Origin of the sequence: Rhizobium sp. TRM96647, from assembly GCF_025780115.1 — a bacterium.
GTDB lineage: Bacteria > Pseudomonadota > Alphaproteobacteria > Rhizobiales > Rhizobiaceae > Mycoplana.
Genome location: NZ_JAOXHF010000021.1, coordinates 31,704 through 50,296, shown reverse-complemented (window position 1 = coordinate 50,296; position 18,593 = coordinate 31,704). Strand labels below are relative to the sequence as shown.

General features: G+C 61.4%; 18 protein-coding genes and 4 pseudogenes. 11 read left to right on the top strand and 11 right to left on the bottom strand.

Features of this window, described 5'->3' with window-relative positions:
- Positions 1 to 59: 59 nt before the first annotated feature.
- Positions 60 to 371, top strand: coding sequence for a helix-turn-helix transcriptional regulator (locus OCK02_RS24755; protein WP_263815351.1), 312 nt, complete (start codon positions 60 to 62; stop codon positions 369 to 371).
- A gap of 70 nt (positions 372 to 441) precedes the next feature.
- Here OCK02_RS24755 and OCK02_RS24750 read toward each other — a convergent pair.
- The 4 genes and pseudogenes from OCK02_RS24750 to traA all read right to left on the bottom strand — a co-directional run.
- Positions 442 to 1,047 (bottom strand): annotated as a pseudogene (locus tag OCK02_RS24750) (TraH family protein); the annotation flags it as partial.
- Positions 1,048 to 1,061: 14 nt separating this feature from the next.
- Positions 1,062 to 2,222 carry a conjugal transfer protein TraB gene (locus OCK02_RS24745; protein WP_263815350.1) on the bottom strand — a complete coding sequence of 387 codons (1,161 nt, stop codon included), beginning with the start codon at positions 2,220 to 2,222 and terminating at the stop codon, positions 1,062 to 1,064.
- Positions 2,212 to 2,772 carry a conjugative transfer signal peptidase TraF gene (gene traF / locus OCK02_RS24740; RefSeq protein WP_263815353.1) on the bottom strand — a complete coding sequence of 187 codons (561 nt, stop codon included), beginning with the start codon at positions 2,770 to 2,772 and terminating at the stop codon, positions 2,212 to 2,214. Before traF ends, OCK02_RS24745 begins: the two co-directional genes overlap by 11 nt.
- Before the next feature lie 2 nt (positions 2,773 to 2,774).
- Positions 2,775 to 6,095 carry a Ti-type conjugative transfer relaxase TraA gene (gene traA / locus OCK02_RS24735; RefSeq protein WP_263815349.1) on the bottom strand — a complete coding sequence of 1,107 codons (3,321 nt, stop codon included), beginning with the start codon at positions 6,093 to 6,095 and terminating at the stop codon, positions 2,775 to 2,777.
- Positions 6,096 to 6,350: 255 nt separating this feature from the next.
- On the opposite strand from traA, the gene traC reads away from it, so the two are divergent.
- The 3 genes from traC to traG are packed head-to-tail and all read left to right on the top strand — an operon-like array spanning position 6,351 to position 8,779.
- Positions 6,351 to 6,647 (top strand): conjugal transfer protein TraC, encoded by a 297-nt coding sequence (traC, locus tag OCK02_RS24730; RefSeq protein WP_263815348.1) that lies wholly within the window; start codon positions 6,351 to 6,353, stop codon positions 6,645 to 6,647.
- Positions 6,648 to 6,651: 4 nt separating this feature from the next.
- Complete coding sequence (gene traD, locus OCK02_RS24725) at positions 6,652 to 6,867, top strand: type IV conjugative transfer system coupling protein TraD (protein ID WP_263815347.1); 216 nt, start codon at positions 6,652 to 6,654, stop codon at positions 6,865 to 6,867.
- Entirely contained in the window at positions 6,854 to 8,779 is a 1,926-nt protein-coding gene (gene traG, locus OCK02_RS24720) for a Ti-type conjugative transfer system protein TraG (RefSeq protein ID WP_263815346.1), read from the top strand. The genes traD and traG overlap by 14 nt, the downstream gene beginning before the upstream one ends.
- 153 nt (positions 8,780 to 8,932) lie before the next feature.
- On the opposite strand, the gene OCK02_RS24715 is transcribed toward traG, so the two are convergent.
- The 7 genes and pseudogenes from OCK02_RS24715 to OCK02_RS24685 all read right to left on the bottom strand — a co-directional run.
- The gene (locus OCK02_RS24715) at positions 8,933 to 9,622 is read right to left on the bottom strand and encodes an MOSC domain-containing protein (RefSeq protein WP_263815345.1); all 690 of its coding nucleotides are present in this window, start codon (positions 9,620 to 9,622) and stop codon (positions 8,933 to 8,935) included.
- Entirely contained in the window at positions 9,619 to 9,867 is a 249-nt protein-coding gene (locus tag OCK02_RS24710) for a glutamine amidotransferase-related protein (RefSeq protein WP_263815344.1), read from the bottom strand. The genes OCK02_RS24715 and OCK02_RS24710 overlap by 4 nt, the downstream gene beginning before the upstream one ends.
- A 10-nt stretch (positions 9,868 to 9,877) precedes the next feature.
- Positions 9,878 to 10,444 (bottom strand): TlpA disulfide reductase family protein, encoded by a 567-nt coding sequence (locus tag OCK02_RS24705; protein ID WP_318530157.1) that lies wholly within the window; start codon positions 10,442 to 10,444, stop codon positions 9,878 to 9,880.
- A 59-nt stretch (positions 10,445 to 10,503) separates the two neighbouring features.
- The gene (locus tag OCK02_RS24700) at positions 10,504 to 11,052 is read right to left on the bottom strand and encodes a carboxymuconolactone decarboxylase family protein (RefSeq protein ID WP_263815343.1); all 549 of its coding nucleotides are present in this window, start codon (positions 11,050 to 11,052) and stop codon (positions 10,504 to 10,506) included.
- Between the two features lie 73 nt (positions 11,053 to 11,125).
- Positions 11,126 to 11,842, bottom strand: coding sequence for a hypothetical protein (locus OCK02_RS24695; RefSeq protein ID WP_263815342.1), 717 nt, complete (start codon positions 11,840 to 11,842; stop codon positions 11,126 to 11,128).
- Positions 11,843 to 11,880: 38 nt separating this feature from the next.
- On the bottom strand, positions 11,881 to 12,525 hold the full coding sequence (locus OCK02_RS24690; protein ID WP_263815341.1) for a MarR family winged helix-turn-helix transcriptional regulator: 645 nt from the start codon (positions 12,523 to 12,525) through the stop codon (positions 11,881 to 11,883).
- A 120-nt stretch (positions 12,526 to 12,645) separates the two neighbouring features.
- A pseudogene (locus OCK02_RS24685) lies at positions 12,646 to 12,960 on the bottom strand (cysteine hydrolase family protein); the annotation flags it as partial.
- Between OCK02_RS24685 and OCK02_RS24680 the strand changes: the two are divergent.
- The 7 genes and pseudogenes from OCK02_RS24680 to OCK02_RS24650 form a co-directional block, all read left to right on the top strand.
- Positions 12,922 to 13,481 (top strand): annotated as a pseudogene (locus OCK02_RS24680) (tyrosine-type recombinase/integrase). The pseudogenes OCK02_RS24685 and OCK02_RS24680 overlap by 39 nt on opposite strands.
- A gap of 258 nt (positions 13,482 to 13,739) precedes the next feature.
- Positions 13,740 to 14,642, top strand: a complete 903-nt coding sequence (locus OCK02_RS24675) for a DMT family transporter (protein WP_263815339.1) — start codon at positions 13,740 to 13,742, stop codon at positions 14,640 to 14,642.
- A 61-nt stretch (positions 14,643 to 14,703) separates the two neighbouring features.
- Positions 14,704 to 15,174, top strand: coding sequence for a hypothetical protein (locus tag OCK02_RS24670; RefSeq protein ID WP_263815338.1), 471 nt, complete (start codon positions 14,704 to 14,706; stop codon positions 15,172 to 15,174).
- Positions 15,175 to 15,359: 185 nt separating this feature from the next.
- Positions 15,360 to 16,463, top strand: a complete 1,104-nt coding sequence (locus tag OCK02_RS24665) for an ABC transporter substrate-binding protein (RefSeq protein WP_263815337.1) — start codon at positions 15,360 to 15,362, stop codon at positions 16,461 to 16,463.
- Positions 16,460 to 17,521, top strand: a complete 1,062-nt coding sequence (locus OCK02_RS24660; RefSeq protein ID WP_263815336.1) for a FecCD family ABC transporter permease — start codon at positions 16,460 to 16,462, stop codon at positions 17,519 to 17,521. The genes OCK02_RS24665 and OCK02_RS24660 overlap by 4 nt, the downstream gene beginning before the upstream one ends.
- The gene (locus OCK02_RS24655; protein WP_263815335.1) at positions 17,518 to 18,273 is read left to right on the top strand and encodes an ABC transporter ATP-binding protein; all 756 of its coding nucleotides are present in this window, start codon (positions 17,518 to 17,520) and stop codon (positions 18,271 to 18,273) included. Before OCK02_RS24660 ends, OCK02_RS24655 begins: the two co-directional genes overlap by 4 nt.
- 63 nt (positions 18,274 to 18,336) lie before the next feature.
- Positions 18,337 to 18,549, top strand: a pseudogene (locus OCK02_RS24650) (LysR family transcriptional regulator); the annotation flags it as partial.
- Positions 18,550 to 18,593 lie beyond the last annotated feature (44 nt).

Sequence of the window (18,593 nt, the reverse complement as noted above, 5' to 3'; positions counted from 1 at the left end):
TCTTCTCAGTCGCAGAATGCCGAAACTTCTTCAAAGCTGCAGGCTATGAGGCAGAATAAATGCGACATGCTTTAGACGTGGTCGTCGCGCAGATATGGGCGCAGGTCCTTGCCGGCGGGGCGTCGGTCGAGAGCGCAGCACGGGCGCTCGACACCAGCGTCCGATCACTACAGCGCACGCTCAACAGAGAAGGTACCGATTTCCGCACGCTGACGAACGTGATCCGTATTCAGCGCGCCCGCGAGCTGCTGGAAGGAACCCGGGCTTCGATCACCGAGATTTCCGCCGCGCTCGGCTATTCGGCCCCGGCCCACTTTGCTCGCACCTTTCGAAAGGCCACAGGGGTGGCACCACAGGAATTCCGACGGTAAGTCTGATGCCACGGATCGTTGCGAAGGGCCATACCTTCGTCACTAACAATGCCCGCGACTCGCAGTCTATTTTTTGGCCTCCGATCCTCGTTAGATCGATACGAATGCCAGCGGAGTCAGGCCGGGCTGGCTCCTGAGACCGGTCACCTGATGTAGCTTCAGCGTCGTCTTCAAGGTTCTCCGATGCAAGCAGTGTCGGCCGCTGCACGATCTTCCCACCCGGATCTTCGGCCTGAAACACACTCTCGCCCTCGAACTTTCCGGTCTGCCAGGCGTGAACCGCATCGTCGAAGAGATGCGGGAACACCTCTTCACTCATCGGATTGCCATACCACTTCGCAACGATGCGGAGGGTCTTGGCGAACATTGCCGTCCCCATTCGCAGGTTGGTGCAAGGGTCAACAAGATCGATCTTCAGTTCCGAAGCATCCTTCAAGCCAATGCCTGCCGGGATTTGGGTGACGCCGACCCGCACGATAGCGCCGCCAACGTTCTCGCGAACGATGTCGATCGCCTCCTCAGGCGTCTTCGGTTTGGGAACGAGGATCAGATGGCCGCCGGACTTCACTGTGATGGCCAGCGGATCATCCGAGCCCACCGCCTGTACGAATTGTTCGACGATTGCCGGCTTCAAAGCTGGGTCGGCACATTCATTAATCAGCGTAGCATACAGCATGCGAGCTCCACATCCTAGGTGTTGAACGAGATGACGAGAGGTAGATCGAACAGCCGGGCCCAAGCCTCGCTGTTCGCCCGTTGAATGTTGATGATCGACGTCCCTGTGGTCCACCAGCCGTTCCCGACAGCAACGATGGCATCGGGTCGGTGGACTGCCGATTGCAGTACCGGCCAGACAAGAAGTTGCTCGTAGCAGATCAGTGGCGCGATTTTCACATCGCCCACATCGACGACGGCGTTGGCGAAGAAATGTGCTCGGGCGCCGCCTTGATCGCCGATCCAGGCTCGCCACGGCTGCCACATCGAGCCGGGGACCGGAATCCTCTCTCGGTAGAGAACCTCGCTCCTGTCATCCGACAGTTTTACGAGCACATTGTCGTAGCCCTTCTCATCGATGATTGCCGCTCCGGCTATGACAGTGATGCCCTTACCAGTGAGAGTTTGCTGCCAGACGCGGCCAACAGTCGGCGTCCAGAAGCCGAGAGCGCTTTCCGGCAGCACGATCGTCGTGCCGGGAGGATGAGCGCGAACGATCTCGACCAGATCTTGTTGCCGCTTGAGACCCGCGTCGCGTCCAAGGGAGGCACCCATTTCAAGATCGACACCGATCCACGACGCAGGTAGGATCGGTGTCGTCCACTCAGCGGCGGACCAGAGCCATAGGCCCGTCACGGCCACGGCCGCAGCCGGCCGATATTGCGTCGTCATGACGACCAGGCCGGCTGCCATTGCTACCAAACCCCACCATCCCCAACCGGGAAACAGAACGCCTGCGGCAGTGATCGGATGCGCCCATCCCAGGATGCCGAACGGTGGAACTGCCATCGCAACGCAAGCAGCCATGTATCGGAGCGGCTTCTGCCATCTTCTACGCTCCGTCCAGGACACAGAATGGACTGCCACGAATGCGGATGAGGCGACCAGCCACAGCAGCAGACCGGGCCAGATATCCTGTTCATAGAAGTTCGCCACACCCTGCGGTAATCCTCGCGAAGCGGCGAGAAAGTATGAGGCGGAGACCGCCGACGCCTGCAGGCGCGTTCGCGCCAAGGACCAGAGGATGGGGAAGGTCGCCGCGAACGGAAGGAAGAGCACATGGCCGCTCCAAGCGATCCGTCCGACAGTCGTTGATAATGCGACAAGGACGCCCGTCCGGAAGAGCTCACGGCGCATAAGTCCAGACCTCTCGCGCGAGGCCGAGTACCCCATCCATCGGCAGAGGACCGAAGTAGCGGCTATCGAATGACCCCGGAAATTCGGAATGTAGAAAGACTGTGCCCGGCGGCACGACACCACCGTCATAAGGCACCATTTCACGCCCTTGGCCGTCCACCCGTGCAACGTGCGAGTGAAGGATCGGCCGACCATCGACAAGCACATCGTCATCGATTTCGATCACCTGTCCGGATGTCGCCACAACGGTCTTGATCAGTGGCGCGACGCGGCCGGCGCAGAGTCCGAAGCGCAGATATCCACGTGCGCGCGCCTCACGCATCTCCTCCGTGGCCGGCGGGCAGATGAAGACCAGATCGCCAACCAGGACCGGACGTTCGGATTCGACAATCCACCACAGGCCCAACGGTACGCTCGGCGTAAGATTAACCCTGAAGCCTGCGCCTCCGAGCAGCACAATGAGACCAAGCGTGATGAGGCTGGCGCAACTGATCCGGTAGAACCAGACGAGTCGGTTGAGGCGCCGGAGCATTCTTGATCGATGGCGCATGTTCATTTGAGGGTGAGCCCCTGGGATCTCGTCTGACGCAGGGCTTCAGCCTGCTTGAGTGCCGTCACACTCCGCTCATGGGCGGACAGTTGCTGCACCGTTCGCATCGTGTTCCAGGCCTGTTGCACTTCGCCTTTCTGAGCGGCATTCATGCCTGAGGTGATCCGCTGGAGGGCTTCCCCGCTGGCGTTTTTCGCCGCAAGTGGCAAGAAGGTTCGCTCCCCGAAACGCTCGTTAACCATCTTCGCAAATCCCTCGAGTTCAGCCTGCACCATTTTGTCCCCAAGGGCATATTCCAGACTTGCCGGCAGATCATTGCGGTCGATGGCGTCACGCACCCGTTCAAGCGCGCCTTTCGCATTGGACGAAAGGGCAGGGATTTCCAGAGCGACCAGCCTACGAACGGCAACTTCCTCCGCATGGTTGCGGCGCTCTGCCTCGCCTCGCTGACGCAGGTAATCGGTGATGCTGTCGGCGAGCGGCGTCACGCTCTTAAGCGCTCGGTCGCGGTCCGCTTTGTCGCTGCGGCTCGCGAGCAGCCCCGTCTTACCCTTGAGGGCGCCAAAGGCCTCGGGCTCGCTGGCAATCCTGGCGATTGTCCTTGCCGCAGCCGACTGGTCGCGCAACATCCCGTCGACATCGACGGCTTTGAAAGCGTTTTCCGGCTGCGCGTAAACGTGGTGGAAGCGCATCGACACTTCCCCCCACTGATTCTTGAGTGCCGGATCGGACGCGATCTTGTCCTCGACTGCCTGATCGATCGATTTCGGGAAAGTGGTGGTACCGGCCACCATGGGCTTCGCCTCGCTTACGGAAGTTCGGAATTTGCTGGCTGTCGAAATTGCTAAACCGAGCTTGGAGCCGATGGTCATGAGACGTCCGGCGAGATCGCCAAGCCTCGTGCTCTGCCGAACTGTCCATTCGAGGCGGTCGCGCGCAACGGTCCTGGCGACGTTGACGATGTGAAGGCCGCGGGCTTCGGCGAAGCGGAGTGCCTGCCGGTAGATGCTACCGCCGGCATAATCGAGCGTCGTTTCCTTCGAATTCTCGCGCGACAGGATCTCGACCAGACCCCCAGCCTTGGCGAAGGATCGTCGGCCGTAATAGACGCCGAGCTCTACCCGGTGGCGGGTCATCGCCACATAGGTGATGTGCCGGTCCAGCGACAGCGATGCGAGCACCATGACCCGATCGACGGTCGCGCCCTGACTCTTGTGCACGGTGGTCGCGTAACCATGATCGACATTGTTGTAGAACCACTGTTCGACAGTGATTTGGCGGCGGTTCTCGCCGTCGCCGATCTCCGCGACGATGCGTCCCGGAGCCGCTTCTATGACTTTGGCCAGCATGCCGTTCTTGACGCCGAGCGACCGTTCGTTCTTCAGGAAAACGATCTGGTCTCCGGCCGCGAAGCTGCGATTGCCGTCTGCCGTCTTGAAGTGAGAACCGGGTTCGATGATGCCACGCTCGATGAGCTTGGCACGCGCCAGGTCATTGAGCACGCGGACATCACGACGGAGGTGCGCAAGGATCAACGTGGACTTGGCCGGATCATAATCGCGGCTCCAATCGGAGATGAGGTTTGAGACCGCATCAGCCTTGAGCTCGGCGCCGATCACCCTGCCATTGGACTGATAGGCTGCGATCGCGTTACTGACATTTCCACGAGCAAAGTCGAGCGAGGCGTCACGCATCCACTGCTCACGCTGGCGATAGATGGTTTCGAGTTCCGCATATCCGATGCGATCGGCAATCGCGCGGAAGGCGGCGCCTGCCTCGATCGGCTGCAACTGCTCGGGATCGCCGACGAGAACGAGCTTGGCGCCTGATCTGGTGACGGTCTCCACGAACAGCGCCATCTGCCGGGACGACACCATGCCGGCCTCGTCGAGAACGAAAATCGCCTTGTCGTCGAGCTGGTCGCGGCCTTGGGCCCAGCGCAGTTCCCAGGACGACAGGGTGCGGGAGGTTATTCCCGCTTCCTTTTCCAGGCCTTCGGCCGCCTTGCCAGCCAGTGCCGCGCCGACGACCCGGTAGCCGGCGGCTTCCCAGACCTCGCGCGCGGCCTTCATCATCGTTGTCTTGCCAGCGCCGGCGCGACCGATCACGGCTGCGATGCGCGCTTTGCCGGAGACATGCTCGATAGCCGTACGCTGCTCGTCGGACAGCCGGTCGTGGCGCGCCAAAATCGTCTCGAGCATGGGCTTCTGGACGCCATGCGACGAGCGCTGTGAAAGCCAGGTCGCCCTATTCGCCATCTCAGCCTCGAGCCGGATCAGCTCGCGTGTCGTGTACTTTGACGGCGCCCGGACCCCGGTCGCGAGGTCCAGCCGTTCGCGATCGAGGCGGAGGGTCTCGGGACTCTGCATGATGCGCGCCATCAGGTTCTGGAAGAGGCCGGCTTCGTCGATGTAGCGATGCAGGATCTTGGCGACATCCCGCTCGTCGAACACGCTTTTTCCCCGCGTGATCAGGTCGAGCACGACCTCCGGATTACGCTGGATCCTGCGGGCATTCTCCGCCCGCCGCTCCTCTTGCAATTCCAGCCGTTCGAGCGCTACTTTCTCGTCTGCCGAGTCATCACCGCTGGCAGCCTTCCTCTCGATCGCCTTCGTGCCAACGCCGAGATGGATGGTCGGCGTCAGCTCGATGCCCTGTTTCTCGAAGGAGCGACCATCGATCCTGATATCGAGGCCGGCAAGCGCCAGATGCTGGTTCTGGCAGGCGAACCAACCGTCGCGAAACGCATTGAACTCATCGAGCCCACCGGCCCAAAGTTCGTAAACGATCTTGCCGCTTTCGTTGCGCAACACATTGCCGTCAGGTCCAGTGACCGCGATCCTTTTGGAGCCAAAACCATCCTCGGTCAGCGGCCGTAACGTCGTCATCAGATGGATGTGCGGATTTCCCGGTGCATCATGGAAAACCCAGTCGGCCATCATGCCTTGACCCGTGAGGTGCCTGGCCACGAAATCCCGCACGAGCTCGATATTTTGCTCGGCCGACAGTTCCACTGGAAGTGCAATTGTTACGTCCTTGGCAATCTGGGCGTCCGATCGCTTCTCGAAACTCTCGGCCCGGTTCCAGAAGGCCTCCGATGCGCTGGCGACGGACCTGTCAGCAATCAAAGATTGCAGCCATTCCGGTGCGTCGGCTGGTACGACAAACTCCTCATGCAGCAGGCCCTGCTTGCGCGTGTAGTTGATCGTGCGGGCTTCCCGCTCGTAGTCCATTTTTGCGCAGTGCCTATACGCAGCGGACAGCACCGCACTGCGGCCGGAGCCGCGTGCAACGATGCTGACTGAGAAATGCGGAACGGCCATTGCCCGACAAGCTCCGTCTATCGAACACAATCAACGTGTTCGCGAGGAGCAGTCGGCCCCGCCAGGGGGCAAAAGCAGAGCGTCGCATCAGCGACGTATAATTGCGCCCTTCGGATCCGTCCTTACGAACGGTCGGGATGATGCTCAAAAGCGTAGGCTCCGCCTACTCGCATTTCTGTTAGTAGATCAGCACGCCGATCTGAACGACTCTGGCTGCGTGAACCACGACATGCAACATCAGAGGACAATCCAGAGGTGAAAAAACCATCCTCCAAAATTCGCGAGGAAATCGCCAAGCTTCAGGAACAGCTCAAGCACGCGGAGACGAGAGAGGCCGAGCGTATCGGTCGCATCGCACTGCGGGCGGGCCTTGGCGAGATCGCAATCGAGGAGACTAAGCTTCAGGCGGCATTCGAGGAATTGGTGAAACGCTTTCGCGGAGGCAAGTCCGGCACGAGCGGACGGAAAGGGGCAGGCGACAGCAGCACGGGCAGCCGGCAGTCCGAGGCGCTCGCGTCTGGCGCGGCTGCGGGCGGGCCTGGTGAGGCTTGAGCGGATGAGCAGGAACGCAACGTCTGACGCCCGGAAGAAGGACACGCGCGACAAGATCGAGCTCGGCGGCCTGATCGTCAAAGCCGGCCTTCGCTTCGAGAAGCGGGCACTTTTGCTGGGCGCGCTTCTTGAGCTGCGAGAGCGGCTGAAGTCCGACGACAGCGAGCGAACACGATTAACTGCGATCGGAGCGGAGGCGTTCGGCAATGAAGGTGAATAGGATCGTTCTCATCATCCTTCCCGCGGCCATGATGGCAGCGACCGTGTTTGCGATGACCGGCATCGAGACGTGGCTTGCCGGGTTCGGAATAACCGAGGCGGCAAAGCTTACCTTGGGACGGGCAGGGGTCACAGCACCATACATGGCGGCGGCTGCGCTCGGCCTGATTTTTCTGTTCGCAACAGCCGGATCGGCGAACATTCGCACCGCAGGCATTGGTGCTGCGATCGGAAACGCCACCATCATCCTAACGGCTTGCGCGCGGGAAGGCACGCGGCTTGTAGAGCTTTCCTCCCAGGTGCCGATGGGGAAATCCGCGCTATTCTATCTGGATCCATCGACCATGATCGGCACGGCCGCTGCATTTATGTCCGGCTGCTTCGCTATGCGCGCAGCGATCGTCGGCAACGCCGCCTTCGCGCGGCCTGCGCCGAAACGCATCATCGGCAAGCGCGCCCTGCACGGCGAGGCAGACTGGATGACACTTGCCGAAGCCGACAAGCTGTTCCCGGGTACCGGCGGCATCGTGGTCGGCGAGCGGTATCGCGTCGATTGCGATAGTGTCGCTGGCGTTTCGTTCCGTGCCGATGCCAGCGAGACTTGGGGCGCTGGTGGCAAGTCCCCGCTGCTCTGCTTCGATGGCTCCTTCGGCTCCTCGCATGGCATCGTCTTTGCTGGATCGGGCGGTTTCAAGACGACCTCCGTGACGATCCCGACAGCGCTGAAGTGGGGCGGATCGCTCATCGTGCTCGACCCCTCGAACGAGGTCGCACCCATGGTCTCGAAACATCGTGAAGAGGCGGGCCGGCGGGTCAGGATCCTCGATCCGCGCAAGCCCGCTACCGGCTTCAACGCCCTCGACTGGGTCGGCCAGTATGGCGGCACGAAGGAGGAGGACATTACCTCGGTCGCGTCATGGATCATGAGCGATAGCGGTCGCGGGAGCGGGGTCCGCGACGATTTCTTCCGCGCCTCCGGCTTGCAGCTTCTGACAGCGATCATCGCCGATGTCTGCCTCTCCGGTCATACGCCGAAGGAACGCCAGACACTGCGCCAGGTGCGCAGCAACCTGTCAGAGCCAGAGCCGAAGCTTCGACAGCGCCTGCAGGATATCTACGACAATTCGGAATCGGATTTTGTAAAGGAGAACGTCGCCGCGTTCGTCAACATGACGCCGGAAACCTTCTCCGGTGTCTATGCCAATGCCATCAAGGAGACGCACTGGCTCTCGTACCAGAACTACGCGGCACTGGTCTCGGGTTCGACGTTCCGGACCGAGGATATCGCCTCGGGAAAGACCGATGTGTTCATCAATATCGATCTCAAGACACTGGAGACCCACGCCGGGCTGGCGCGCGTCGTGATCGGCTCGTTTCTAAACGCGATTTACAATCGCGACGGCGCAATGGAGGCGCGCGCCCTGTTCCTGCTCGATGAGATCGCCCGCCTTGGCTACATGCGTATTCTGGAGACTGCACGAGATGCCGGTCGTAAGTATGGCATCACGCTGACGATGATCTATCAGTCGATCGGCCAGTTGCGCGAAACCTATGGCGGACGCGACGCTTCGAGCAAGTGGTTTGAGAGCGCGAGCTGGATCAGCTTTGCCGCCATCAACGACCCGGAGACCGCCGAATACATCTCTCGTCGCTGTGGCATGACGACGGTCGAGATCGACCAGGTCAGTCGCAGCTTCCAGTCACGCGGGTCATCACGGACGCGGTCAAAGCAGTTGGCCGCCCGGCCGCTCATCCAGCCGCATGAAGTGTTGCGAATGAGAGCCGATGAGCAAATCGTATTTACGGCAGGCAACCCGCCACTCAGATGCGGGCGCGCCATTTGGTTCCGCCGCGCAGATATGACAAGGTGTGTGCAGGAGAGGCGGTTCCGCATGGGTACCACGACGTCGTAGTGCATAGATTTCCAGAAGGCAGTATCGTCCGCTTGTGCCCTAACCGGACACTCCGACCCGAAGCTCTGAAGTCAGCTTTGCGCCCGCATAATGGTCATCGAGCCCGCGGTCGCTGTTGCTCCAAAGCGGACATCGCACGTTTCCGCCCGCACCTTAAACGCTTCCCGTTAGGCGCTTCGTCCAGTCCTCAACGGAATTGGTTTCCAACCTGCGGGTGGCATGAGCGCGCCAGCCCGCGGCGAGGCGGTGCAGGGCGGCAATGCCGGCAAGCTCGGTGCGGTTCAGCGGATCAATGTAGAAGGCGCGCCAGATGCGTGCAACAGTCCAATCCGCGGAAGCCCGGTCGACCAGGATCAATTTATCTCCCGCGGTGACGACGCCGGGCCTGAGAACACGGTAGTACCAACCAGTGCGACCGCTCGACTGGACTTCGCGCGCCATCGTCGGCCGGCCAAACCGCTCGTTCAGCTTCCAGCAGGGCTGCCGACCCTGACTGACCTCGACAATGGCCGTCCCGATCTCGAAGACATCGCCGATCGCCACGACCTCTTCAGTCATTCCGATCGTGGCGACGTTTTCTCCGAACGCGCCGGGGCCTACCAGGAGGGGATGCGAACCAAGGTCATCCGACCACGCGGAGTAATGGTCGAAGGGGTAGTGGTGAACGGCCTTCTCGGGTCCGCCGTGCCGTGTTGGGTCACCCTGCACGTCACCGCTCAAGCCCGTTTCAGAGAGCACAAGCGAACCAGGAACGGGCGACTTGGCAATGCCGCTCGGGACACCGCGCGGCCCTAGAGGGGCTGCCGGGCCGACGAGGAGACCGATAAGAGGGAAGGAAGTCATCGGTCGATTTCCTTGAGGCCGGTGGAATACATCCTTGCTCCAAGGGCGGCCGCAATCAGTTGCGCTCCGAGGCAGACACCGAGCATCGGCAATCGGGAGGCAAGGCGCATGGCCATGAAAGCGCGCTCGGCGGCAACGAAAGGATAGGCTTCTTCCTCGTAACTGTAACCGGCCTCTTGCAAGGGTTCCACGAAGGATCCGAGATCCTCGAAGTGAACGTGCCGCATCACGAGCGCAGTTTTCATCATCTCGACCTCACGCAGCGTCTTTCGACGAAGGGACTTCGCATATTCCGTTAACGCAAGCGCCATCCTGCTCAGTCACCGGGGCGGGGTCCATCTCAGGGACACCTGCCGATAGTGCGCTAGCGATCCTGGCCCCAACCGCGATGTCGTCCTCGACGCCAAATGCGTGGTGAAGGATGGAACCATCGCGTCCGATCAGAACTGACGAGGGGGTGCCACGCAAGCCGAACCGCCGCATCGTCACGGGGATGTCGGATCCGTCCTCGGCCAGGTCGACGCCGACGGGCGATTTTAGCCGATACTCCTGCAGGAATGCCTGCAGCGTTACCGGTGACATTGCCGCATGATGTTCGAAAACCGTGTGGATGCCGATGATCTGCAGGTCGGTGTTACCGAAGACGCGTTCGATTCGTTTGATCTGCGGGATGGCGTCCGCAACGCAACCAGGGCAGAGGATCTGGAAAGTGTGCAGGAAGACCGGACGCCCGCGAAGGGCTGCGAGCGTCAATGGGATTGTAGTATTGAACCATTCACTCACGGCCAGTTCGGGTGCGAGTGGTGCTTTGGAATTGAGCATGCTTTCGATCCTTTAGCTATGGGCGGGCGGGAGGGGAGGACGGCCCGCCCCCAGGAGGCTTATGCGGCGGCCCGCGTCAGCTTCACCCCTGGAAAATCAACCGGGACGTCGAGTGCGACATTCAGGTAGTTGGTGAACAGGTTGAGCGCGATGTGGGCAATGATCTCGACGATCTCTTCTTCGTCGAATCCTGCCGCCCTGAGGGCATCGACGTCCGAAGCCTCGACACCCGCCCGATTGTCGACGACCTTGATCGCAAACTGAAGGGCGGCTGCGGTGCGGGGATCTGCCGAGCGGCCGGCCTGGGCTTCCGCCATTTCCTGCACGCTGGCACCAGCCTTGCGGCCAAGGCCCGTATGGGCAGCAAGGCAATAGTTGCAATTGTTACGGTCGGCGATCGCCACCGCGATCTGTTCGCTCAACTTGGTACCGAGGCGGCCACTGCCGAGCGCTCCGAATGAGCCCCACATGCTGGCGAGTGCTGCCGGCGAATTCGCCGCGGCCTTGAACATGTTCGGCACCATGCCGAATGCCGACTTGATCTGTGCGAGTTGCTCGCTGGTGGTTCCCGTTGCATTGGACGGGTCGGCAAGGGTAATCCTTGACATGTTCTTTCCTTTCATTGCCTGGAGGGGAGGAATTGTCGGTCCGGTGATGGCAGTCGCCGGGCCGACGCTTGTTTCAGTCTGCGGCCAGGACCTTGCCAGGCAGGCTGAGATTGCCGGACGCCACCTTGAAGACGTTGTCGACGCAGAGCAGCGGCGCGTGCAGGTTGCCATTGACCTTCAGGCCGGCCGTCACCCCGTCAAACGATGCGCCCTTGATGCCGCCGATCAGCGACAGTGGGATTTCTACGTCTACTGTTTCGCCCTTGAAGGTGGTCGGATACTCAGGGCTGTCGATCAAAAGCGGAACACCGGGCCAGGTAGCTGGCACCTTTGGCTTGGCGCCTTCCGGAATGTCGATGACCTTGAGACTACCACCACAGGCCTTGTCTTCGGCCAGTACAACCCAGTGAGGATGCCAGATGTGGCGGTTCTTGCCGCCATAGGCCGCATCGTCGAAATCCGGGTGCAAGGTGACGGCCAGCGCGACGATGCCCTGATCCTTTTCGAAGCCGATCTCGCCGCTATTGAGGCTGGTTGGCCAGACATAGGCGTAGACGCTTGAGCCCTCAAATTTGCCGGTCGCGTCGGGCTTGTCCTTGCCCGCTTCACCGCGGACGCGGGTGGTGAACACCGCCGTGTCGCCCTTGGTGACGATGGTGGTCTCGATAATGTCGAAAGCGGCCTGGATCGCTTGTGTGGGCTCAGCCTTAATGGAGTGGGCTGCGGCGGCCGTCAACCATAGCGCTGCCGTTCCGGCGACGAGAGCGCCGGCTGCGAATTTCCGAAACATTTGATTTCCTTCCGTCTCTGTTTGCCTGGAGGGTTGATCTATCCTTCGACGAAGGCGTTCCAGGTGGCAGCCCGGAGCGCTGGGTCGGCGGTTTCATGGTCGCGGCAATCGATGCGGAGTTCCCGCTGGCCGAAGGCCGCGTCGACGAAATTGCAATGGTGCGGCGCTGCCGCATCGGCATGGACGAAGGGCGCGAAATACCGACAGCTCGCGCACATGCGCTGGATCGGTATGGCCTCGCGTTCCTGCAGGATCCGGATCATCTTGACGAGCGTGAGCAGGAATTCCTCCTGCTCTTGCTCGCCCAGCATCTCGGTCGCCTGTTCGGCATCGCCTTCGACCGCACCGCCCGCCTGCAGGGCGGAGCGACCTTGGGACGTCAGGCCCACTCTCACGGCCCGCTTGTCATTCTTTATCGGCCGCTTTTCAACGTAACCCTTGCGCTCGAGGGCCGCGATTGAGTCCGTAGCCGTTGGCTGCGACACCGCCAAGTGGAAGGCGACGTCCTTGACGCTCAGGCCGCCCTCGCGCCCCTCGAGCAGTTCGAGGATCGAAAGCTGCGTCGGATTGACGCCGGAGAGCTTCGCCCGGGTCCAATCATCGGCGCGCATTACCATCGCGACCCGCGAAAGGCCCTCGCGGATGCGGTGTTGAATGGCAGTTGGGTTCTTCGGCGTTTCCATGATTGCAATATAGATAGGACTCCTATGCAATGCAAGGGTATAATTCCGAGGATATTCTGGAAGCCTCCAATTTTCCTGTTCAATGAAGCGGTCCACAGGACTGCGGTTCGTGACAATGGCCTATGTCGATGACCCTTCGAGTGCAGCGATCACCTCTCCGGTGGAGAGAATGGCCGACGCATAGGCCGGCGCATTCAGTTCGACCGCGGCGGTGACCTCCTGTGAATTGAAGGCTGCGATGGCATCGGTGACGGCCGTGACGTGGTATCCGAGTTCGGCGGCGTGCCGCATGGTTGAATCGATGCAGGTGTTGGCCCGCAAACCGATGATGATCACCTTTTCGACACCGCTCTGCCGCAGCATCGAGGTCGGTGTCTGGAAGCCGCTGGACAGCCAGTGCTGCTGTGCCACCGCGTCGCCTGGCTGCGGCTGGAAGTCCGGATGGAAGGCGCCGCCCCATGTGCCTTCCGCAAAAGCCTTGGCGCGGTTCGCTCCCGCCTGCGCCGGTGGCTACGTGGTTGCGATCTCGTTAAACTGAAAATCGCAAGCCTTGTGACTGGAACGGAAATTCGAACCCGCGCCATGGTCATTCGGCACAAGACCGGCCGTCCGGTTCAGTTCGAGATCACGGCAGACGTGCGGGTAAGGTTGCTTGCAAGGCTTGAGCGTCGAGGTGGAACAGTTGACGACTACGCCTTCCCCAGTCGGATCGACCATGCCGACCATCTGAGCACTCGGCAGTATGCCCGACTGGTCGATGAATGTGTGACCGCAATTGGGCTACGACGCGAGGACTCTCGCTTCGGCGCACCAAAGCCGCAATGATCTACAAAGCGACAGGCAATCTTCGTGCGATCCAGATTCTGTTGGGGCACACCAAGATCGAAAATACGATCAAGTGCCTTGGCGTGGACATTGAGGATGCACTGGAACTCGCTGAGCACACTGAGATCTGAGCGCGTGCAGCCCCGCTCAGTGGAGCTGCACGTGTCGACAACGCATTCTCAATTCCCAGATTGCGATTGAGCGCGGCTATGCGGCCGTAGAGGTCAGGTTGGCGGCGGCCCGAAAGCAACCGCATGGACAATGCGGCGGCATGCGGTCCATTGTGCGCGGCTCTACGCCGGAGAGCCCTCTGCGCAGCCACTTGACGCGTCGCGAAGAGGTGTTGAGGGGCTTGCAGCCCAAGAAGCATCGCCAACGATTGGAACAACGTGTTCGCCCCCATTGAACGTCCTCGCCTCGGAATTTTGCTCCGCATCCTTTCCGGTCTCCTGTTTGCCGCCATGGCGGCCTGCGTGAAGGTCGTGGCTGATGAGGTTCCCGTAGGTGAGATGGTCTTCTTTCGTTCAGCCTTCGCCTTGATCCCGCTCGTGGTCTTCCTCTGGCTGCGGTCGGAATTCCCGCAGGGGCTAGCTACCCGTCGACCTCTCGGTCACTTGCTGCGATCCAGCCTCGGTGCGGCGGCCATGTTTGCGTCCTTCGCGTCGATCGCGAGGCTATCGCTCGCAGAGGCAACGCTCCTCAGCTATCTGTCGCCCGCGTTCACCAGTCTCGCCGGCGTGATGCTGCTTTCGGAACGGGTGACGATTTGGCGCATCGGGGGTGTCGCGCTCGGATTGGCGGGCGTGCTCGTTTTAGTCTGGCCGGAAATAGGTCAGGGCGGTGTCGATGCCGAACGGCTATGGGGTTACGCCTTCGGCCTGCTTATGGGAGTGCTCACCGCCTGCGCCCTGATCATGGTTCGTAGCCTGAGTCGTACGGAAAGTCCCGGTGCAATCGCCTTCTATTTCGTCATAGCCTCGATGATTGGCGGTGTGTTCACCCTGCCTATGGGCTGGGTGGCGCCGGATTTGAGCGCCCTCCTGTTTCTGGTGCTGGCCGGCCTCTTCGGCGGCTTCGCCCATATCGCGATGACGCTCGCTTTCCGCCATGCGGAGGCGTCGTTGCTCGCGCCATTCGAATACCTGGCGATCCTGTGGCCAGTCCTCGCCGATATCTTCCTCTTCGACATGCGCTTGTCGCCTGCCTTCATTGCGGCGCTGCCTCTCGTCCTTGCCGGAGCGGCCCTGGCAGCCGCCGAAGGACGGCGTAACAACCGCGCCAAAGCCGGGTGAGAACTGGAACGATTTGTCACATCGCTGGTGGCCAGAGGGGCCTACCCAGCGTAACAAACCTATGATCAAAAGCCACCGGGATTTGTCCGATATCAAATTGCTGGTTGCTTCGTGTGCTATCAACACGATGTCGGAGAGATACCGAGTAGGGATTGAACCCGTGAAGGCATTGGTCAGAATATTGTGCGCGATGGCACTGCTGCTCGTGGGCTTTGCCTACCAGCCGCCCGCATCCGCCATGATTGGCGACCAAAGCTTCGCCTCTGCGGCCTACGTCCTTCCGGACGGAACAATACCGGATCTATGCTTGTCCGGCGACGGCAGCCATGACGAAAAGCCGATGGCCGCGATGGTCTGCGACGCCTGCCTCATCGCTTCGGCGATCCTTCTCCCTGCGGCGGTGGATGTTGTCGGCGAGCCACTTGCAGTCCCACTGGAAGGGCTCGCCCTTCCACAAGGGGATGCTTCCAATCGTAGGGCATTCCCGCCGAATGCCGCGCCCCGGGCGCCACCTGTCCTGCCCCTGGCCTGAACGCGAATCGCTAACCGATCGCATGTTCGACAGCATTCAAGCATCTTCCTGAACCACCAAAGACAAGCCCCGAGCATCTAAAGCTGGGCGCGTGCTTGCCGACCATGGGACTTCAAGGATCTCGCGAACAAATGCCGTCGGTGTGGCCCCCCGATGCCACCCCAACTTCTTTGATAGGACAGACCATGACGAAATTCCTCATCTCCACCGCTATCGCACTCATCGGGCTGGCCAACCCGGCCTTTGCCGACATCACGCTGACCGATGCCAAGGGGCGCACGGTCACCTTGCCGAAGCCGGCGGCAAGGGTTGTGCTGGGCTTCTACTACGAAGACTACCTAGCCGTTGCGGGCCCCGGCTCCATCGACAAGGTCGTAGCCCTCTCGCTCTCCACCTGGAAGGACTGGCGGCCCAACCAGTTTGCTGCGTATGAGAAGGCGCTTCCCGGCCTCACCGCCATCCCGGACGTTGGCAATACCGAAGACAGTACATTCTCGATCGAGAAGGTGATCGCGGCAAAGCCCGATCTGCTGATCCTGGCGGCATGGTCCTACGATGCACTCGGCGAAAGCATCAAGCAGATCGAAGCGGCCGGCATCCCGATCGTCACCCTGGATTACAACGCCCAGACCGTTGAGAAGCACGTTGCTTCGACACTCGCTCTCGGCAAGGCAATGGGAGCGGAAGAACGGGCTGAGAAGCTCGCTGCCGACTTTCAGGGTGCGATGGCTGATATCGACCGGCGCATCAAGAACGCCGGCCCGACGGCGAAGAAGGTCTATATCGAGCTGGCCCAGAAGGGACCGGCCGAGATCGGCAATTCCTACGGCGACAGCATGTGGGGCGCGCTGATCGACAGACTCGGTGGCGATAACATCGCCAAGGGGCAGATCGGCAACTGGGGGCCGCTCAACCCGGAGTATGTTCTGGTCCAGAAGCCGGACCTGATCTTCCTCTCCGGTTCCGAATGGGTCAACAAGCCGCAATCAGTGCAGGTGGGCTTTGGAGCTGACCCGGCGGTGACGGAAGAGCGCATCGCCGCCTACCTCACGCGTCCGGGTTGGTCGGATCTTCCTGCCGTCAAGAATGGTGGCGTTCACGCAATCTACCACGGTGGCTCCCGGACCATCTCCGACTATGTCTACGCGCAGTACATTGCCAAGCAGCTATATCCGGACGTGTTTCAGGACGTCGATCCGGCGAAGAATCTGGCCGACTTCTATCGCACCTGGCTGCCAATCGAGGCGAAGGGCGTCTTCGTCACCCGCTACAGGGGCGTGGGTCAATGACCTCTGGAGCCTCCGCTCACCTTGCAGGGATGCGTGACGACTATCGTCGCGCGTCCCTGCGCAAGGCGGCTGGCCTCGCCACCGCCCTGGGACTGCTTGCCGTGCTGATGCTGCTGGATCTTACAACCGGTCCTTCCGGATTACCGCTGGCGGATGTATGGACCGGCCTTGCGGCGGGTCCGGCCGGTGAGGACCGCATGGTCGCGACCATCCTGTGGCAGTTGCGCATGCCGCAGACCGTCATGGGCATGTTGGTCGGCGCGTGCCTTGGGCTTGCTGGACTGCAGATGCAGACCATTCTCGACAACCCGCTCGCCAGCTCGTTCACCCTCGGCTTTTCGGCCGCGGCCGGCTTCGGGGCGGCGCTGGCGATCATGTTCGGAGGATTCCTGCCGCTGCCCGGCTTCCTCGGTATTCCGGCCGCCGCCTTCGCCATGACACTCGTCGCTTCCGCACTCGTCTACCTGCTCGCGAAGCTCCGCGGTGCCTCTCCGGAAATTCTTGTCCTCGGCGGTATCGCCGTTTCCTTCTTCTTTCAGTCCCTGCAGTCGCTGATGCAGTTTCTCGCCTCGCCGGAAGTGCTGCAACAGATCGTCTTCTGGCTGTTTGGCAGCCTGCTGAAGGCGACATGGACCAGCGTCCAGGTAACTGCGGCCCTGCTTCTGCTCTGCCTTCCCTTCGTGCTGCGCAATGCTTGGGCGCTCACCGTGTTGAAGCTCGGCGACGCCAATGCCCGCAGCCTCGGTCTTACGGTTGACCGCATTCGCCGCCAGACGTTCCTGCTGGTTGCCCTTCTGACCGCCGCGGCCGTCTCCTTCGTCGGGACCATCGGGTTCGTCGGCCTTATCGCCCCGCACGCCTGCCGAATGGTCGTTGGCGAGGACCATCGTTTTGCCTTGCCACTGTCCGCCGTCATGGGCGCCATCATCCTGGTGGGCGCCTCCGTCATCGGCAAGGTCATCTCTCCTGCTGCCGCCATTCCCGTCGGCATCGTTACCGCCATTGCCGGCATTCCGATGCTCTTTGCGGTCATCATTCACAAAGGAAGCCGCCCATGAACGATTCCCTCTTACTTGAAGACGTCTCCATCCGATACGGCCGCCACCTCATCCTCGAAGGGGTTAATTCGAGGCTCAACACCGGTCAGATTGTCGGCCTCGTCGGGCCCAACGGGACCGGCAAGTCCAGCCTGATGGGCGCCATCACCGGTCTGATCCATTGCGAGGGCGAGATCACCTTCGCCGACCGACCGATCGATCCACGGCTCGTCGGTTACATGCCACAGCATGCTGCGGTCCGCGCGCAACTGAGCGTCCTCGAGGTCGTGCTTCTCGGGCGCCATGAGCGCCTTGGCTTGCGGGTAGACCAGAGACTTCTCGCCGCCGCCATCAACATCTTGGATAGCTTCGGCATCGCCGAGCTTGCCCAGCGGCCGATCCACACGCTTTCGGGCGGCCAGCAGCAGATGGTGCTCCTGGCCCAGCGCATGCTGCGCGAGCCGCGACTGCTGCTGTTGGACGAGGCGACCAGCGCCCTCGATCTCGCACATCAGATGAAGGTCTTCGATCTTCTGAAAGCCTATGTCCGGCGAACGGGTGCACTTGTCATGATCGCGATCCACGACTTGAATCTCGCCGCCCGCCACGCCGACAGCGTCCTGATGCTCAAGCACGGCGGGCTGGCCGGCTCCGGCCGATTCGATGACGTCGTGACGTCCTCGGCCCTGAGGTCAGTCTACGGCGTCGAAGCGGAGTTCCTCACGGGCTCGGCGTCAGGCACGGTGGTGCTGCCGGTCTGCGCGGTTGCTTGAACCGCGCAGCGGGAGTCACGATGTGTGCGTTCCGAGCCCGCTGACCTTGCAACGCTCCCGAGCATGGCATGGGAGCCGTCCAGCCACGATCATGCCTGGAGTTTGGAAGGAGCGAATGGCGCGACTGCCGTCATCCGCCACGATCCCCGATATGTCACCGAGGACTTGGCGGCGCTTCGCTTGGCTGCATTACAAGGCGTGGGCGTCTGTCAGTTTCCGTCATTCATTGTTGCGGATGACATCCGAGATTGCAGTCTGATCGATATCCTGCCGCAGTGGCGACCCCGGGCGGGCATCATTCACGCGGTCTTTCCGTCGCA

Bases quoted from the DNA above. Each gene is read 5' to 3' on its own strand.
- OCK02_RS24690 (WP_263815341.1), bottom strand. From the start codon at position 12,525: ATGGAAACGCCGAAGAACCCAACTGCCATTCAACACCGCATCCGCGAG.
- traG (WP_263815346.1), top strand. From the start codon at position 6,854: ATGAAGGTGAATAGGATCGTTCTCATCATCCTTCCCGCGGCCATGATG.
- traA (WP_263815349.1), bottom strand. From the start codon at position 6,095: ATGGCCGTTCCGCATTTCTCAGTCAGCATCGTTGCACGCGGCTCCGGC.
- OCK02_RS24705 (WP_318530157.1), bottom strand. From the start codon at position 10,444: ATGCTCAATTCCAAAGCACCACTCGCACCCGAACTGGCCGTGAGTGAA.
- OCK02_RS24700 (WP_263815343.1), bottom strand. From the start codon at position 11,052: ATGTCAAGGATTACCCTTGCCGACCCGTCCAATGCAACGGGAACCACC.
- traF (WP_263815353.1), bottom strand. From the start codon at position 2,772: ATGCGCCATCGATCAAGAATGCTCCGGCGCCTCAACCGACTCGTCTGG.
- OCK02_RS24665 (WP_263815337.1), top strand. From the start codon at position 15,360: ATGACGAAATTCCTCATCTCCACCGCTATCGCACTCATCGGGCTGGCC.
- OCK02_RS24655 (WP_263815335.1), top strand. From the start codon at position 17,518: ATGAACGATTCCCTCTTACTTGAAGACGTCTCCATCCGATACGGCCGC.
- OCK02_RS24710 (WP_263815344.1), bottom strand. From the start codon at position 9,867: ATGAAAACTGCGCTCGTGATGCGGCACGTTCACTTCGAGGATCTCGGA.
- OCK02_RS24745 (WP_263815350.1), bottom strand. From the start codon at position 2,222: ATGCGCCGTGAGCTCTTCCGGACGGGCGTCCTTGTCGCATTATCAACG.
- OCK02_RS24695 (WP_263815342.1), bottom strand. From the start codon at position 11,842: ATGTTTCGGAAATTCGCAGCCGGCGCTCTCGTCGCCGGAACGGCAGCG.
- OCK02_RS24715 (WP_263815345.1), bottom strand. From the start codon at position 9,622: ATGACTTCCTTCCCTCTTATCGGTCTCCTCGTCGGCCCGGCAGCCCCT.
- OCK02_RS24660 (WP_263815336.1), top strand. From the start codon at position 16,460: ATGACCTCTGGAGCCTCCGCTCACCTTGCAGGGATGCGTGACGACTAT.
- OCK02_RS24755 (WP_263815351.1), top strand. From the start codon at position 60: ATGCGACATGCTTTAGACGTGGTCGTCGCGCAGATATGGGCGCAGGTC.
- traD (WP_263815347.1), top strand. From the start codon at position 6,652: ATGAGCAGGAACGCAACGTCTGACGCCCGGAAGAAGGACACGCGCGAC.
- OCK02_RS24670 (WP_263815338.1), top strand. From the start codon at position 14,704: ATGATCAAAAGCCACCGGGATTTGTCCGATATCAAATTGCTGGTTGCT.